A 15,936-nucleotide genomic window follows, 5' to 3' on the forward strand; every position below is an offset into this window, starting at 1 on the left:
GGCTGCCCGGCATAGGGTGCTCCGTTGTAGGGCTGCCCGGCATAGGGTGCTCCGTTGTAGGGCTGCCCGGCATAGGGCGCTCCGGGATAGGTCCCTCCGGGGCGTGAGGTTTCCCCGCTCGGGTAGGGCGCGTTCTGCGGCCACTGCTGCGGCTGCGTGGGCTGCTGCCACGTTCCAGGTCCGTTCCACGCCGGTGCCGGCCAGCCTGGTTGCTGGGGATTGCCTGGCTGTCCTGCCGGAGCCGCCCACGGCTGATCCCGGGCGGTCCGCCCAGGAATGCCAGCGCCTGTGCCGGTGGGGCCGCCGTCGCCGTCGCCGCGGTCCTTGCCCCGTTCTTCCGGCGGGTTCCCGTGACCCGGCTCATGTGGTGACACTGATTTCCTCCCCCATACCAGTCCGCCTGCCCACGGGCCGCACACCGGAAAGTGCGCACCGGCCGTGCTGGGCATGACCCCAAGACTATAGTTCCGGCGTCGGGCGGCCTAGTGTCCCGCCATGCCGGGAGGCCGCTCAACACGACAAACCCATCCCGATAAGGGAATATATAGCTATGAAGGCACGCATTCTGGTGGTAGATGATGACGAAGCGCTGGCCGAGATGATTGGAATTGTCCTCCGTAATGACGGCTTCGAGCCGGTCTTTTGCGCTGACGGCGCCCAGGCCCTCGATATTTTCCGGTCATCGCGGCCCGACCTTGTCCTGCTCGACCTCATGCTTCCCGGCATGGACGGCATCGAGGTCTGCCGGCAGATTCGCGGCGAGTCCGATGTCCCCATCGTCATGCTGACCGCCAAGTCCGATACCTCCGACGTCGTTCGCGGGCTGGAATCCGGTGCCGATGACTACGTGCCGAAGCCGTTCAAGCCCGCGGAGCTGGTGGCACGCGTACGCGCCCGCCTCCGCCCCGGCGACCAGAAGGCCCCCGAAACGCTGAAGATCGCGGACATCACCATCGACGTCGCCGGCCACACCGTCAGCAGGGGCAGCGAGCGGATTTCCCTGACCCCGCTGGAGTTCGACCTCCTGGTGGCGCTGGCCCGCAAGCCATGGCAGGTCTTCACCCGGGAGCTGCTGCTGGAGCAGGTGTGGGGCTACCGCCACGCCGCCGATACCCGCCTGGTCAACGTCCATGTCCAGCGCCTGCGGTCCAAGATCGAACAGGACCCGGAGGCCCCGGAAGTTGTATTGACGGTGCGTGGTGTCGGCTACAAAGCAGGGGTCTGACCCCGCCGCCCAGGACGGGACTTCCCCGGCCGGCGAACCGCATGACGTGCCTGGGCCCGGCAGCACACCGGCTCCCGGCCTTCGGCACGTGGCGTTCCGCGCCCGGATCTGGCAGCGCCGCGCCCTCATCGTGGCGCTGCGCGTGGCACGGCTGGTCGGCACCGGTGTCCGCCGGTTCCTTCCGGGGCTAAGGTACCTGGGCCGGGCACTGCAGCAGCGCTGGCGCCGGTCGCTGCAGTTCCGAACCGTCCTCACCACCCTGATGCTGGCCGTCACATCGTTTGCCGTCGTCGGGGCATACCTGTCCAACCAGATCGCCAACAACCTCTTCCAGGAGCGCCTGACGCAAGCGGAGTCTGAGACGCGCTACAACGTCAAGCAGGTGCAGGAGACGTTCGACGGCGCCCAGGTCACCGACCAGTCCAGCGTCATCACGCTGGTCTCCGACACCCTCAGCGCCGTGGAGGGCCGGGGTTCGGTCATCCAACGCCGCTACGTTTTTGAGGCGATGCCAAACCAGACAAAGCCCCGCAACCGCTGGGTCGAGTCCCGCGCGTCCGACCAATTGACGGTCAGCGTCATTCCCCCGGACCTGCGCAAGGCTGTCCAGGAGTCGGGCAAGGACCAGTACTGGGCTTCCACCGTCATCCCGGTGGGGACCGAGGACCGGCCGGGCATCGCCGTTGGCAACAAGGTCACCTTCAACGGCACCGTCTACGAGCTGTACCTTATCTACGACCTCAACACCGCGCAGCAAACACTGAATGAGATCCAAAGCGTCCTCTGGGCCGGCGGTGCGGTACTGGTCCTGCTGATCGGCGCCGTGGCCTGGTACGTTACACGCAACGTGGTCAGCCCCGTAAGCCACGCCGCCATGGTTTCCGAAAAGCTCGCCGCCGGGCAACTGCAGGAGCGCATGGTGGTCAAGGGCGAGGACGAAGTAGCCCGCCTTGGTGCCTCTTTCAACCACATGGCGGCCAGCCTGCAGGAGCAGATCACCCAGCTGGCTACGCTCTCGCAGATGCAGCAGCGCTTTGTGTCGGACGTTTCGCACGAGCTGAGGACGCCCCTGACCACTGTGCGGATGGCTGCGGAAGTGCTCTACGACGCCCGTGACGACTTCGATCCGATCAACAAACGGTCCGCCGAGCTGCTTTACAACCAGGTGGAACGGTTCCAGTCGCTCCTTTCGGACCTGCTCGAAATCAGCCGGTTCGATGCAGGCGTCGCAGTCCTCGATGCTGAACCTGAGGACCTCACCCAAGTCATTGCCCACGTCATCGAAGGCGCCGCCCCGGTGGCCGCGGAGTACGGATCGGAAATCCTCTTTACGGCACCCAAAGACGCCGTCATCGTGGAAATGGACGCGCGGCGGATCGACCGCATCCTGCGCAACCTCATCCTGAACGCCGTGGAGCACGGTGAGGGCAGGCCGGTGACCGTCACCGTTGCGGTGAATGACACAGCCGTAGGCGTTGCCGTCAGGGACCACGGCATCGGGATGGACCAGGCCCAGGCCGCCAGGGTCTTCGACAGGTTCTGGCGCGCCGATCCTGCCCGCGCCCGCACTACGGGAGGCAGCGGGCTGGGGCTCTCCATTGCCATGGAGGACACCAAGCTGCACCACGGCTGGCTGCAGGCGTGGGGGAGGAAGGGCGACGGCGCCAACTTCCGGCTGACCCTGCCGTTGCGCCAGGACGGTGTTATCACCGAGTCGCCCCTCCAACTGGAACCGAAGGACGCCACCATACCCGGAGCGCCGGGCACCATCCCCGCGGAACAGGACTACAAGAACATGCTGCTGTTGCAGGCAGGTGCGGCCGCGCCTGCCCCGGTCCAGTCCCCCGAGGAGACACCATGAGGGCCGGAGTGCGCCATGCCAGGTACCCCGCGGCGCTGCTTGCGCTGCTGATGGTCCTCCTGGCGGGTTGCGCACGGATTCCCACCTCCGGGCCGGTAGGAAAGAGCAGCGAAAGCAGTGCAGGCAACGTCAGTGCACCCGTCTTCCTGCCCGCAGCGCCGCAGCCCGGCGCGTCGCCCGAGACCATCATCGACTACTTCTACCGGGCCGGCAGCGGCTACGAGGATGACTACGCGGTGGCACGACAGTACCTGACACAGGCATCGGCCGTGTCCTGGAAACCGGACAAACGCGCACTCGTCTACCGCGAGGCGCGCGTCGTCCCCACTGACACCGAAAACGTCTTCAACTATGAGCTGGATGTCTCCTACACGGTGGACGCTGACGGCATCGCCACCCAATCGCCGCCGGGCACAGTGGAACGTATTCCCGTGACCGTGACCCAGGTGGACGGCGAGTGGCGCATCTCCGCAATTCCTGACGGGACCGCCATCGCCGAGGAAACGTTCAAAGTGATCTACGGCGCGTATCCCATCTACTTCTACGACCCCACCTTTACCTACGCCATCCCCGACGTCCGCTGGTTCCTGAAGAACAAGACCGTCAAAGCGATGACCAGCGCGCTGCTGTCCGGTCCGGCGCCCTACCTTCGCGGCGCCGTCGCCAGCGCGTTCCCTTCCGGCATCAAGCTGGCCCGTGAGTCCGTCCCGGTGGTCGCCGGGGCCGCGCAGGTGGACCTGACCGCCAAGGAACTGACGGAAACCTCGGCGGAGGACCGGCTGCGCATGCAGATGCAGCTGACCCTGACCTTCCGCAGCCAGCCGGATGTGGTCAATGTTGAACTGCGCGCCAACCAGGACCTGGTTCGCGTGGAGGACAACGGATCGGTCCTTCCTCCGGTGCTGGACAGGACCGTTCCGTCGCGCCAGATCGCCATCAGCGGCAACGAACTGGTGCGTTATGAGAACAACCGGGTTTCACCCTTGCCTGACATGCAGCCGGTCTCGGCCCTCAACCCGCGCTATCCGGCAGAATCCCCGGTGTCGCAGACCGCAGCCTTCCTCAACGACGGCCGCACCACCCTTTACAGCATCAGCCCGGGGCAACCTGCGCGTGCCCTGACCACCCGAACCACCCTCAGCAGGCCGTCCTTCAGCGTCAGCGACTGGGTGTGGACGGCCGGCCCGGGAGGCTCCGGCGCCACCGAAGTCGTGGCGTTCCACCCCACCGGCGTGGCCGAGGGGGCGTCCGTCCCGTCGGTGACCCTGGCGCCGTCGTGGCTTGCCGGCCGGACGGTGAAGGAATTCCGCATCTCACGCGACGGCGTGCGCGCCCTGGTCATCTCTGAACAGAACGGGAAATCCAAGGTGCAGGTGACGGGCGTGATCCGCGCCGGCGACGGCACCCCGCGCGAACTGACACCCCCGATCACCCTGGCCACTGCCGGCGATCCCGACCAGGGGGTGTGGGTTAATGGCACCTCTGTTGTCGTCATGAAGGGGGCAGCCGGGGCCAACGTCACGCCGGAACTTCTCTCGCTCACCTCCGGGCAGCCGCAGCAGCTGGCGCCCTGGCCCGGGCTGGTTGCCATCAGCGCCGGAAACGGTGCAGACGACATCTACGTCCAGTCCGGAGAGGGCATCTTCCAGCGGCTCGGCAACGGTTGGTCGCCACAGATCAAGGGCCCGATCGATCCCGCTTTTCCTGGCTGAGGCCGGTTTCAAATCCCCTCGCGGCCCCGGCCGGACCCGTTCCGCCGCTGGCCTTCAGCCGCCGGCGGAGTTGTCCACATAGCTGCGCAGGGGCCCTGACCACCGGGCGCACGTGATGAATGCTTCAGGAATGAACAGCAGATCAGGCGGAGGCGGCGCAACGGCGTCGGGCCCCGAGGGTACCCGGAGGATGGACCCGGACCTTCACCCGCCACCGCCTTTCCCTGCCTTGCACAGGGACGAGCACGCGGCCGTCCTCCTGCGGCTCACGGACTGGTTGTCCGGCGCAGCGGCGGATCTGCTGGCCCTGGCTGTGCCGGTTGACTGCGTCTGCTGCGGTGCGGAGGACCGCACTCTCTGCGCATCCTGCGCCAGCCGCATCCGCCGGCTGGCCCGGAGCCCCTTCCGGGCTGAAAGCGGTGCGCCCGCGTTGGTGGACGTCGACGGGACCATCATGCTTCCGGTGGTTGCCGCGGGTGTGTACCGGGACGAACTGGCGCAGGGCGTGCTTTCTTTCAAGCGGCACGGCCAGCACCAGCTTCGCAGGAGCCTGGGCCGGGCACTTGCCGCGGCGGTCAGGGCTGCAGCCCGGGACGGCAGCGGGGTGCTGCTGGTTCCGGTCCCTACCGGCACGGCCGCGTACCTCAACCGGGGGTTTAGCCCGGTCCACCTGCTCCTGAAAGAGGCGGCACGGCAGTTGCCTGGACTCAACGTCGCGGATGTCCTGGCCAAGAAGCCTGGACCACGCCTTCTGTTCCCCGGCCGGATGGGCGGCCAAAAAGGCCTGGGCAGGGGAGCCCGTGCGCAACGGGTCAGAGGTTCCATGTGGGTCCGTCCGGGCAACCGCCAAAGGGTCCTGGGCCGTCCCTGCATCATCATCGATGACGTGCTGACAACCGGTGCCACCATTGGCGAAGCCGCCCGCGCCCTGCATGTCGCCGGCGCCCAGGTGAGGGGCGCCGTCGTGCTTGCGGCGACACGCCCGCCCGATGCCTCCGCCCCCGCCACTCCGGCCCCCATACCGCACGGGAGGAGCCATGACTTAGAAAAAAATAAACCGGGAAAGGATGAATAACAGGTGGCTATGAACTAACGTCGGTGGTGGGTACCAAGAACAGAATGTACCTTTCGATGGCGGCTCGGAGAGGGGCTCGACTGTCAGACAGCTGGGCCCAAGGATGTGCCGCCGTCGTGTCACCGAAGTCATTTGGAGGGCACCATGGAGTTTATGATCAGCGGACGAAATCTGACCGTTTCAGACCGGTTCCGCGAGTACGCCGGGGAAAAGATCGCGAAGATCGAATCGCTTGGCGACAAGATCCAGCGGGTCGATACGAAAGTCTCCAAGGAGACCAATGCCCGGCAGACCGGCGACCAGTTGACCGTCGAGGTGACAGTCCTGGGCAGGGGCCCTGTAATCCGCGCCGAAGCGAGCGCCGCAGACAAATTTGCCGCCTTTGACCTCGCCTACAACAAGTTGCTTGAGCGGCTCCGGCGCGCAAAGGACCGCAAGAAGGTCCACCATGGCCGCCACACCCCCAAGGCTGTCCGTGAAGCCACCGCTTCCCTCGAACCCGCCAGCGCACACGAGCCGCTGTACCTTGAAGCCAACCGCTGGAGCGAATCCTCGCAGGCAGCCGAGGAAAAGTCCCCCTACGATGTCGAGAACGACATCCCGGCCGGGAGTTCGCCGGTGCTGATCCGTCGCAAGGTCTTTCCCGCTGCCTCCATGACGCTTGACGACGCCGTGGACAACATGGAGCTTGTAGGCCACGACTTCTATCTCTTCGTCGACAAAGCCACCAACACACCATCGGTCGTATACCGCCGCCGCGGCTGGACCTACGGCGTCATCACCCTGGACCACGAGTGCGAACCGGGAGACACGGTGGTTGAGGAAAAGGTCCTCGCTTACCGCTCGAACGACGCCCCCGCCAACGCTTAAGGCGGCATTAACCACCAGAGAGGACTGAATTGCCGGCATCGCTGAGCCTGGACCAGGCACGGCGGATCGCACTGGCAGCGCAGGGACTCCACAGAGGACGGCCCACCGGCCCCGTGACAGCACGGACGGTGGGCCGCACCTTTGCCCGTCTCCAGCTCGTCCAGATCGATTCCGTCAACGTCCTGGTCCGCAGCCACTTCCTTCCCTTCTATTCACGCCTTGGCAACTACGACCGGGACATCCTGCAACGTATGTCCGGCAGCCAACCGCGGCGGATGCTCGAGTATTGGGCCCACGAAGCAAGCTTCATCCGGCCGGAGCACTACGGGGACCTCCTTCTATGGCAGAAACGGGCCTGGGTAGGCGCCTCCCGCATGGACCCCGGGCTCCGCAACGACGTGGCGGCCAGGATCCTGGCCGTTCTCGCCAGCTCCCGACCCATGACGGCGTCGGAACTGACGGCACGGATCGGGCATGTCGAAGATAGACAGGCGGAGAACTGGGGGTGGAACTGGAACGCCGTAAAGCGCGTCCTGGAGCACCTCTTCGAAGAAGGACTGGTATCGGCCGCTTCCAGGACCGCCCAGTTCGAACGCCGGTACACGCTGACCTCCAAAGTCCTCCCACACCTGGCGGCAGCGGCATCGGACGGTGATGCCGTGGCCGCACTCCGCCGCCTGACCGACGCGGCAGCCCGGGCACACGGTATCGGCAGCGTCCGCTGCTTCGCCGATTACTTCCGGATTCCGGTCAAGGCAACGGCGCTGGCCGTTGAGTATCTGGTGGAGCAGGGCAGGTTGCAGCCCGTCACCGTGGCCGGCTGGGAACGGAAGGTGTTCCGGCACGTGGATTCCGTGCTGCCGCGGCAGGCCACCGGGCGTGCACTGCTGAGCCCGTTCGATTCCCTGGTCTTCGAGCGGCGGCGCCTGTTCGAACTCTTTGGGTTCCATTACCGGATCGAGATCTACACCCCGGAGCCCAAACGGCGCTACGGCTACTACGTGCTCCCTTTCCTGCTGCGCGACAGGATGGTGGCACGGGTGGACCTTAAAGCGGACCGGGCAGCCGGGCGGCTTCTGATGAGGTCCGCGTTCGCCGAGCCGGACGCACCCCCGGACACCGCCGTCGAACTCGCGGCTGAGCTGCCCCTCATGGCCCAATGGCTTGGCCTGCCCGACGTCGAAGTGGAGCCGGCAGGGGACCTTGCCGCCGCCGTGGCCCACGGGCTGGCGCGGCTCCAGGGAGTATCCGCTCTCAGGGAAAAGGGGCACCGGCCGCGTGTCTCTCCCGTAGACTGAACACGCCAGAATTCGGCGGCATCAGACTGGGAGCATCTTCACGTGGCATCACTTATCGAAAAAATTCTCCGCACGGGTGACAAGAAAACACTCCGGCAGCTGCGGAACTATGCCGATTCCATTAACGCCCTCGAAGACTCATTCAAGACCTTTACCGACGCGGAACTGCGGGAAGAAACGGACCGCCTCCGGGCACGCCACCAGGATGGCGAAAAGCTTGATGACCTGCTTCCGGAAGCGTTCGCCGCTGTACGCGAAGCGTCGTCCCGTACCTTGGGCATGCGCCACTTCGACGTCCAGCTGATGGGTGGTGCCGCCCTGCACCTTGGCAATATTGCCGAAATGAAGACCGGTGAAGGCAAGACCCTGGTGGCGACCGCTCCCGCCTACCTGAACGCCCTCACCGGCAAGGGCGTCCATGTGGTCACGGTCAACGACTACCTCGCCGAATACCAGTCCGAGCTCATGGGCCGTGTCTACCGCTTCCTTGGGCTGACGAGCGGCGTTATTCTCGCCAACCAGGATCCGGCTGTCCGCCGCCAGCAGTATGCAGCCGACATCACCTACGGGACCAACAACGAGTTCGGGTTCGACTACCTGCGCGACAATATGGCGTGGGACCGGACCGAGCTGGTCCAGCGTGGCCACAACTTCGCCATCGTGGACGAAGTTGACTCCATCCTCATCGACGAGGCACGTACGCCGTTGATCATCTCCGGCCCGGCGCAGGGGGACACCAACCGCTGGTACAGCGAATTCGCCAAGGTCGTGCTCCGGCTGCAGGCGGACAAGGACTACGAGGTCGACGAAAAGAAGCGCACGGTGGGCGTGCTGGAGACCGGCATCGAGAAGGTCGAAGACTACCTGGGCATCTCCAATCTGTACGAGTCAGCAAACACGCCCCTGATTGGGTTCCTGAACAACGCCATCAAGGCCAAGGAACTGTTCAAGCGCGACAAGGACTACGTCATCCTGGACGGCGAAGTGCTGATCGTGGACGAGCACACAGGCCGCATCTTGGCGGGCCGGCGCTACAACGAAGGCATGCACCAGGCGATCGAGGCCAAGGAAGGCGTCGAGATCAAGGCGGAAAACCAGACCCTCGCCACCGTGACGCTGCAGAACTACTTCCGCATGTACGGCAAGCTTTCCGGCATGACCGGTACCGCCGAGACTGAGGCGGCCGAGTTCATGAGCACATACAAGCTCGGCGTCGTTGCCATTCCCACCAACAGGGACATGCAGCGGATCGACCAGCCGGACCTCGTCTTCAAGAACGAAGTTGTAAAGTTCGACGCCGTGGTGCGCGATATCGCCGAACGCCACGAAAAAGGCCAGCCTGTCCTTGTGGGCACCACCAGCGTGGAGAAGAGCGAGTACCTGTCCAAGCTCCTCGCCAAGGAAGGCATCCGCCACGAGGTTCTGAACGCCAAGAACCACGCCCGTGAAGCTGCCATCGTCGCCCAGGCGGGACGCAAGGGCGCTGTTACCGTGGCCACCAACATGGCAGGCCGCGGTACGGACATCATGCTGGGCGGCAACGCCGAATTCACGGCCGTCGCCGAACTTGCCAAGCGCGGGCTTGATCCGGAGGAGAACTCCGAAGAGTACGAGGCCGCGTGGCCCGCAGCGCTCGAAGCAGCCAAGCAGTCCGTCAAAGACGAACACGAGGAAGTCCTGGACCTCGGGGGCCTCTACGTCCTGGGCACCGAGCGCCACGAATCACGCCGCATCGACAACCAGCTCCGCGGCCGCTCCGGCCGCCAGGGCGACCCCGGTGAGTCCCGCTTCTACCTGTCGCTGACCGATGACCTCATGCGGCTCTTCAACTCCGGCGCCGCGGAACGGCTGATGAACAGCTCCGTGCCGGACGACGTTGCGCTGGAATCGAAGCTCGTGTCCCGGGCCATCGCCTCCGCCCAGGGACAAGTGGAGGGCCGGAACGCCGAGCAGCGAAAGAACGTCCTGAAATACGACGACGTCCTCAACCGCCAGCGCGAAGCCATCTACAGCGACCGCCGCCGCATCCTTGAGGGCGACGACCTCCACGAGAAGGTGCAGTTCTTCATTGAGGACACCATCACGGCCCTGATCGACGCCGCTACCGGAGAAGGGAACGGGGACGACTGGGACTTCCACCAGCTGTGGACGAACCTCAAAACGCTCTACCCTGTCAGCGTTACCGCGGAAGACATCATCGAAGAAGCCGGCGGCAAGTCCAGGGTCACGGTGGAACTGCTGAAGGAGGAAATCCTTTCCGACGCCCGGCTGGTGTACCAGTCCCGCGAGGAGGTCATCGGCTCCGAAAGCATGCGCGAGCTCGAACGCCGTGTGGTCCTGTCCGTCATTGGCCGCAAATGGCAGGAACACCTCTACGAGATGGATTACCTCAAGGAGGGCATTGGCCTGCGCGCCATGGCGCAGCGTGATCCGCTGGTGGAGTACCAGCGCGAAGGTTTCGCCATGTTCCAAAGCATGATGGAAGCCATCCGGGAGGAAAGCGTCGGATTCCTGTACAACCTTGAGGTGGAAGTGACGCCGGCACAGGATGTTGTGGTTCCGGACGCCGCCGGCGGCCACACTGAACACGTGGACCCGCAGGTTCATGCAGCCGGCCTCGAGGCCCCCGAAAAGCCGGCACAGCTCCAGTACACGGCTCCCAGCGAGAGCGGCGGTACCCAGACCCGCGTGGAAACCCGCGCAGGAAGCGGACGATCCGGCAACCCTGCCAAGGCAGCTGCACAGGACGCGGCCAAGCGCCCCGCGAAGAAAAAGAAGAAGTAGCGGCAGCGTCGCAAAATCATTGACGGCGTTGGTCAACAGGGCAGGGGCCTCAGGGCCCCTGCCCTGATTGGTTGTCGGACAGCGTTTCTGTCCCGTGCTGCCTTCGGAGAGTCAACCGATAACGAGTTCAACGACCCGCCAAACCTGCTTGCTGCGCTCAAGCCGGACGGCAACGGCACGTGCCCGGACGTCATCCACCACCACGGCACTTGCCTCGTAGATCCCCTCGGCCACCTCGCACACCCGCACTGAGCGGACAGTGGAATTCCGGTGGAGCCGGGCCAGCGCGGGATTCCCCGTCCTTGTAAGTTCCCTCCTGATCAGTGCGGCCCGGTGCTGCAGCGATGCGAGGCACCGCGGATCAAGGCGCCGAGCCAACTGGTGAATGGGCCGGACCCCGGCAAGGACTTCCATGGAGGCCTGGACCGTTCCCCTGGTGATGGCCTTGACTTCCGCTGCCTCGTTGATTGGCCGCAGTGACGGCGCGTTCGCACCGGGGGGCGGGCCTGCGGGCGCCGCGTCGCCTGTCCCCGACGGGGGTTTGGCAAAGCCCGTTCCGCCGTTGACGGTGTTGGCGGCCATCTCCCGGACGGCCCGTACCGGTGTCACTGCGGTCATTGTTTTCCCCTTGCTTCAGATAGCTGATGTTGAGCGGCTGTATTGGCGTTGGATGGCTCCGGAGGCCATGCAGGTACGGCGTGAGGGCATATTGGTGCGACGTCCCGGTCCTGCCGGACACGGGGCGGGCGCAACGGGGGCGGTGAACGCTAAGGTCCTGCGGGCGCCTGAAGAATCTGGCCCGGAAGCAGGACGTCCGGACTGCCACCAATAACCGCCCGGTTCGCTGCATACCACCGCGGCCACTCAAGGGCTATGTCTACATCCGATGCCCCCGGACCCAGCTGGGCGGCCACGATGGACCACAGCGTGTCCCCGGCGAGAACGGTTACTTGGTCCGGCTGGGTATCCGTTCCAGGACCCTCCGGCTTCGGCCCCGCCGTGGTCCTGCTTTGGGGTGCGGCGAGCAGGCCAGGTTCAACGACAGGGGAAACGGGCTGCCACCCTGGGATAGGTGCGGTGGTGGGCGTCCCGGCCGTTGGCTGCCATTGGGGCGACGCGCCTTCCATAACGGTCCGTGGGGTCTCCGTGCTGACCTGTTGAGCTGGGGAAGGGATCCCGGGCTGGCCATCCTGGTCCGGGGCCGGAACGCCGTTGGCCGGTGCATGAGTGGATGGAGCCGCGGAGGATTGCCCGTAAGTTGGTGTCCACGCCGGCCCCGGCCCAGTGGTGGCGGCCTGCGCTGCGGCCCCTGCCAACAGCTGTATCGAGAGGGCGGCGACCAGTGCCCTTCGCATGAAAGCGGGAGAGAGCTTGCGGGTGGCGGCCGCGGCCCTATGCCGCCCCAGCCGCTCCAGCAGGAGGGAAGTTCCAGCACACCCCATCGAAAATACCCACCACAGCGATAGCCCCATGCCGGCAGCGGCCGCGGCCGCAGCCAAGAGGAATTCAACGGATGCTTCCTGCGCGCCGGCTGTCGAAACCCGCCATTGTTCCAACAGCCCTGATCCCAGGACGCTGAGCAGGAAGCCGAGCACCAGCAGGGCCATCACCATGGCGGCATCCTGCCACTCCCTGGAGTTCAATCGACTCATTTTTCCGCCTTTGGATCTGTTTGATGCGATTAGATGTTGTTTGGTCCAGTTTGAACTGCTTGGACGAGGTTTGTCCAGACGTTGGAATGAAAACAAGGCGCGTTGACTGGCGGCGCAGCGCATCCTACGCTGGCGGGATGCGCTGGGATGCCCTCTTCAATGACATGGAAAGCCAGCTCGCGGAGGCCGATCGGCTGGCGCTCGACGCCGAAGTCGGTGAGCGGACACGGGCCGAGATGGTTGGCCTGCGGCTCGAAGACAGGCTGCGGGCAGTTCTCGGCTGCAGGATCGGGGTCCATCTGCTGTGCGGCGAGTCTGCGGCGGGCGAACTGACCCACGTCGGGGCGGATGCCCTGGTCTTGGATGAAGACCGGCATCAGGTCCTGGTTCCCTATGCGGCTGCAGCGCGATACGTGGGTCTCGGCAGGTACGTCCGCCCGGAGAACATAGCAGTCCGCCGGGCGCTGGGACTGGCGCATTCTCTCCGGGCGCTGGCGCGCGACCGGGCGGAAGTGACTGTGACGATCGATGGTGGGGCCGGGCGGCTGACGGGAGTTATCGACCGGGTTGGCGGGGACTACATCGACCTGGCAGTGGTCAGTCCGGGGGAGGCCCGGAGGACCCACAGCGTGGGCCAGGTGTCAGTCATTCCTTTTACCGCCCTGGCGATGATCAGGTCACCCAAGGCCGGCTCAGTGTAGCGGTGTTACACCGACTTGGAGCGTGACTCCTGGATCATGCGGCTGGCCTCGGCATAGCGTTCCTCGATGTACTGCTCCAGCATCTTTTCTTCCACACGCCACTGCCCGCGGTTATCTTGCCTCTTCTCATGTGTATGAATTGTTTGTTCAGGCCATCCTGCGGCTCGTTCCTAACACTTTTTGGGTGGGTGTAAGGGTAGCTTGTAAACGCTCCAGCTTGGTCACGACAAGCGTATTGACCGGCATGCCGCCGCTCCACGGAGCCCAGGGGCGCACCCGAATCGCTCCCGCCAGTCCGTGATTGACGAAGATCTGGTTCTCTTCAACACCAAGGGCAAGGAGAGCGTTTCGTTGGGCGGTCAGGTCCTAGTCATTCGCAGAGACCCGGGCATAACCGATCCTCATACCAGCCAACCAAGCATGGTTGCAGTAATCCCCCCATCACCGTGCATTTCATCGTCCGGGTCTTACGTACATTGCCCAGGCCAGCAACCGCGCGGAACGCGTCAGCTGGCTTCCGCGGCACGATGGTCGACCGGCTTACGGGCGGCCTCCATCAGTGAACCAGTTGAGCGTTTCGATGTTGGGGTGATCTCGGAGGCTTTGCACGAGGTCGTGGCTGCCGAATACCTTGGTGCCCTCAAGGTCCCAGTCGGTCCAGACAACCCAGGACCGGTCTTCAGGCCACCAATACTCCGGGGTGAACTGCCTCTCGGCTGCGCCAAGCATGGCAAGCAGCATGGTCCCCAGATCGAAGGTGACCGCAAGCTGAGTACCATCCCCCAGTCGAGCGCCAAGATCGCATTCCGAAAAGGCTCCCTGTACGCGCGTAGATGCGGTATGTGCTGCGAGTACGGGGAGGAGATTTTCCAGGTCCCCTCGGCCAAGAGATCCTTCTGTCGGCGCTGAGGCTTTTAATGGGCTTCCCTTGATGACTTCTTCGCGTCCCAAAGTTGCCTCCCATCGGAAGCACGGGGGCACTTCATGCCCATCAAACGATGGTCCCCTCAAAGGGACGCCTTTGTAAGCAGCGAGCTCCCCCCAAGTCAACCGCTGCCAGCCACTCGGTGGGTGCGAGCCGAACCCAAATCCTGGTCCCGGCTGCTCCTCGTCGTTCCAGTACGCGGGGACTTCTACACCCTCAGGGCAGACGTATTGGTTGTGAAGAATCCACGTGCTGTCCTTGCATCCTGGAGGAAGAACCGCAGCGTCAGACTTGGCCAGGAACGGATCACCAAGCCAGTCAGTCACAAGTTCCGCTGGCTTCGTCCAGGCCCAGCCCTTCGGCAGATGCCTCAAATCGTCTGTCGCGCCCACATCGGGAGTCTACATTTTTGCGGCGGAGTTCAAGCCAGATGCGTGGTCGTCCCCTGCAGTCTGACTGCGGCCAACTGGGTCGTGCCCTGAAGAGGGATGGGAGTAGTTTGCTTGTTCCTACATCGACGCACGTAAATGGATCGGTTACACGCACTTCTCATTACCTCCCTGTTTCTCTATGCTCTCGCCGCGTAGAGTACCGGCAAAAGTCTGGGGGCCTCATGCATGCGAAAAAAGAAACCGGTCTTAGAACTGCAATCCTCTGCGCGGCCATCATCACAACGCTGACGTTGTGGGGCTGCTCCGAATCACCGACTGAAGGCAGCACGGGGGCGCCGACCGGAAAGTCCACGCTATCGCCCAGCAGCAAAGGAGCCTTTCATCCCGATGAAATCGGGTCAGTCGGGTGCGAAGCTGCCAGACCTGCAAGCACGACAGCACCAGCGCCGAACCCTGCCAATGATTTAATCATCGGCCCGCTGGTGTACCCCGGTTTGGCAGATGGCTACAACCATGGTTCCGTCCCTTACATCGACGCCGACGGCATAGCGCATTTTAAACAGGGCACCGAGCTCCCGGCCGACACCAGGGTAACCGTCTCGATAGGCGCCTCCGCGCGGACTTGGGCTGGCATTCTGACCGAGGCCGGCCCCGCCTCCGGCTACTCCTCGGTCACCTACCAGGGATGTTCCTCTGCAGCTCAGCCCGGACGCGTGTTTTGGGTCGGCGGCTTCACGCTCGGAGGCAAGACAACTGCTTGCGTACCGCTAGAAGTCCTGGTTGCAGGTGAAAACCAACCACACCACGTAATGCTCTCCCTCGAAGCAGGGACTTGCAGCTAGCTTTAGCCCATCCTCGAGCGGACGGCCTTAAAGTCTGGACACTTAACTATCGAGTACGCGACGTTTGGCTGCCGAAAATTCTTCTGCGCTAAGGGCGCCCCTCGAATAGAGGTCTGCTAGAAGGGCAAGTTCCGCTGCAACCGAATCCCGTCTGGTGTTTCCATTCTCCACATGGCGCTTGCCAGAGGGGCCGGATGCAGCAGCCACAGCCCTCGTTCGACTCTTTGTCATTGCGTGCAAGACGAGCATGATGGCACCGAGAACTGCTACCGCGATCCCAAGCGGCATGGATAAGTAGGAATGGATGACGTTCCCTATGATCGCGATTGCAACTCCCGTGCAAACCAAACCGACGCCAGATACCCAGCGGGCCGTCTCGCGAAGGGGGCGTTTTCCCTTGAACTCAAATAAGTACCCGCCGGCAGGATTGGGAACCGCATGCTCGTTCATGTGCTGAAGCGTAACCCCAACCTAGATTATTGAACATCCCAGTTTTCCTGGGAGTCCCACAACCGTGCGGTGAAGGGATCCTCTTCCGTGCGGCTCCGTGAAACTGGAAGAACGCGTCTATCCCCGCTCCTCGCGTATGCCTACATGTG

The 15,936-nt window shown here is 64.2% G+C and carries 12 protein-coding genes and 2 pseudogenes; 9 read left to right on the forward strand and 5 right to left on the reverse strand.

Going from position 1 to position 15,936, the window contains the following annotated elements:
• Window positions 1-374: pseudogene (locus PV772_RS19625) on the reverse strand (hypothetical protein); the annotation flags it as partial.
• A gap of 176 nt (window positions 375-550) precedes the next feature.
• Between PV772_RS19625 and mtrA the strand changes: the two are divergent.
• From mtrA to secA, 7 genes are all read left to right on the forward strand, one after another.
• Window positions 551-1,225 carry an MtrAB system response regulator MtrA gene (gene mtrA / locus PV772_RS19630; RefSeq protein WP_141159962.1) on the forward strand — a complete coding sequence of 225 codons (675 nt, stop codon included), beginning with the start codon at window positions 551-553 and terminating at the stop codon, window positions 1,223-1,225.
• A gap of 88 nt (window positions 1,226-1,313) precedes the next feature.
• Window positions 1,314-3,086, forward strand: coding sequence for an MtrAB system histidine kinase MtrB (gene mtrB / locus PV772_RS19635; protein ID WP_246839650.1), 1,773 nt, complete (start codon window positions 1,314-1,316; stop codon window positions 3,084-3,086).
• Window positions 3,083-4,798, forward strand: a complete 1,716-nt coding sequence (locus tag PV772_RS19640; protein WP_347887279.1) for an LpqB family beta-propeller domain-containing protein — start codon at window positions 3,083-3,085, stop codon at window positions 4,796-4,798. Before mtrB ends, PV772_RS19640 begins: the two co-directional genes overlap by 4 nt.
• 130 nt (window positions 4,799-4,928) lie before the next feature.
• Window positions 4,929-5,873: a ComF family protein gene (locus PV772_RS19645; RefSeq protein WP_347887280.1), complete on the forward strand. Its 945-nt coding sequence runs from the start codon at window positions 4,929-4,931 to the stop codon at window positions 5,871-5,873.
• A gap of 144 nt (window positions 5,874-6,017) precedes the next feature.
• Window positions 6,018-6,743 carry a ribosome-associated translation inhibitor RaiA gene (raiA, locus tag PV772_RS19650; RefSeq protein ID WP_347887281.1) on the forward strand — a complete coding sequence of 242 codons (726 nt, stop codon included), beginning with the start codon at window positions 6,018-6,020 and terminating at the stop codon, window positions 6,741-6,743.
• A 29-nt stretch (window positions 6,744-6,772) separates the two neighbouring features.
• Window positions 6,773-8,041, forward strand: coding sequence for a crosslink repair DNA glycosylase YcaQ family protein (locus PV772_RS19655; RefSeq protein ID WP_347887282.1), 1,269 nt, complete (start codon window positions 6,773-6,775; stop codon window positions 8,039-8,041).
• A gap of 42 nt (window positions 8,042-8,083) precedes the next feature.
• Window positions 8,084-10,825 (forward strand): preprotein translocase subunit SecA, encoded by a 2,742-nt coding sequence (secA, locus tag PV772_RS19660; protein WP_347887283.1) that lies wholly within the window; start codon window positions 8,084-8,086, stop codon window positions 10,823-10,825.
• 111 nt (window positions 10,826-10,936) lie between these two features.
• On the opposite strand, the gene PV772_RS19665 is transcribed toward secA, so the two are convergent.
• The gene (locus tag PV772_RS19665) at window positions 10,937-11,443 is read right to left on the reverse strand and encodes an Rv3235 family protein (RefSeq protein ID WP_347887284.1); all 507 of its coding nucleotides are present in this window, start codon (window positions 11,441-11,443) and stop codon (window positions 10,937-10,939) included.
• A gap of 149 nt (window positions 11,444-11,592) precedes the next feature.
• Complete coding sequence (locus PV772_RS19670; RefSeq protein ID WP_347887285.1) at window positions 11,593-12,477, reverse strand: hypothetical protein; 885 nt, start codon at window positions 12,475-12,477, stop codon at window positions 11,593-11,595.
• Between the two features lie 137 nt (window positions 12,478-12,614).
• On the opposite strand from PV772_RS19670, the gene PV772_RS19675 reads away from it, so the two are divergent.
• Window positions 12,615-13,178 (forward strand): hypothetical protein, encoded by a 564-nt coding sequence (locus tag PV772_RS19675; RefSeq protein ID WP_347887286.1) that lies wholly within the window; start codon window positions 12,615-12,617, stop codon window positions 13,176-13,178.
• A 5-nt stretch (window positions 13,179-13,183) separates the two neighbouring features.
• Here the strand turns inward: PV772_RS19675 and PV772_RS19680 are convergent.
• Both PV772_RS19680 and PV772_RS19685 read right to left on the reverse strand, forming a co-directional pair.
• A pseudogene (locus PV772_RS19680) lies at window positions 13,184-13,288 on the reverse strand (DNA-binding protein); the annotation flags it as partial.
• Window positions 13,289-13,718: 430 nt separating this feature from the next.
• A complete protein-coding gene (locus tag PV772_RS19685; RefSeq protein ID WP_133247131.1) occupies window positions 13,719-13,907 on the reverse strand; it encodes a hypothetical protein in 189 nt (62 codons plus the stop codon).
• 809 nt (window positions 13,908-14,716) lie between these two features.
• Between PV772_RS19685 and PV772_RS19690 the strand changes: the two genes are divergently transcribed.
• A complete protein-coding gene (locus PV772_RS19690; protein ID WP_133247130.1) occupies window positions 14,717-15,337 on the forward strand; it encodes a hypothetical protein in 621 nt (206 codons plus the stop codon).
• Window positions 15,338-15,936 lie beyond the last annotated feature (599 nt).

Origin of the sequence: Pseudarthrobacter sp. CC12, assembly GCF_039907755.1 — a bacterium.
Lineage (GTDB): Bacteria > Actinomycetota > Actinomycetes > Actinomycetales > Micrococcaceae > Arthrobacter > Arthrobacter niigatensis.

Excerpts from the sequence above, each read along its gene's own strand:
- mtrA (WP_141159962.1), top strand. The coding sequence starts at position 551 with ATGAAGGCACGCATTCTGGTGGTAGATGATGACGAAGCGCTGGCCGAG.
- PV772_RS19640 (WP_347887279.1), top strand. The coding sequence starts at position 3,083 with ATGAGGGCCGGAGTGCGCCATGCCAGGTACCCCGCGGCGCTGCTTGCG.
- PV772_RS19645 (WP_347887280.1), top strand. The coding sequence starts at position 4,929 with ATGAACAGCAGATCAGGCGGAGGCGGCGCAACGGCGTCGGGCCCCGAG.
- raiA (WP_347887281.1), top strand. The coding sequence starts at position 6,018 with ATGGAGTTTATGATCAGCGGACGAAATCTGACCGTTTCAGACCGGTTC.
- PV772_RS19665 (WP_347887284.1), bottom strand. The coding sequence starts at position 11,443 with ATGACCGCAGTGACACCGGTACGGGCCGTCCGGGAGATGGCCGCCAAC.
- PV772_RS19670 (WP_347887285.1), bottom strand. The coding sequence starts at position 12,477 with ATGAGTCGATTGAACTCCAGGGAGTGGCAGGATGCCGCCATGGTGATG.
- PV772_RS19675 (WP_347887286.1), top strand. The coding sequence starts at position 12,615 with ATGCGCTGGGATGCCCTCTTCAATGACATGGAAAGCCAGCTCGCGGAG.
- PV772_RS19685 (WP_133247131.1), bottom strand. The coding sequence starts at position 13,907 with ATGCTTGGCGCAGCCGAGAGGCAGTTCACCCCGGAGTATTGGTGGCCT.
- PV772_RS19690 (WP_133247130.1), top strand. The coding sequence starts at position 14,717 with ATGCATGCGAAAAAAGAAACCGGTCTTAGAACTGCAATCCTCTGCGCG.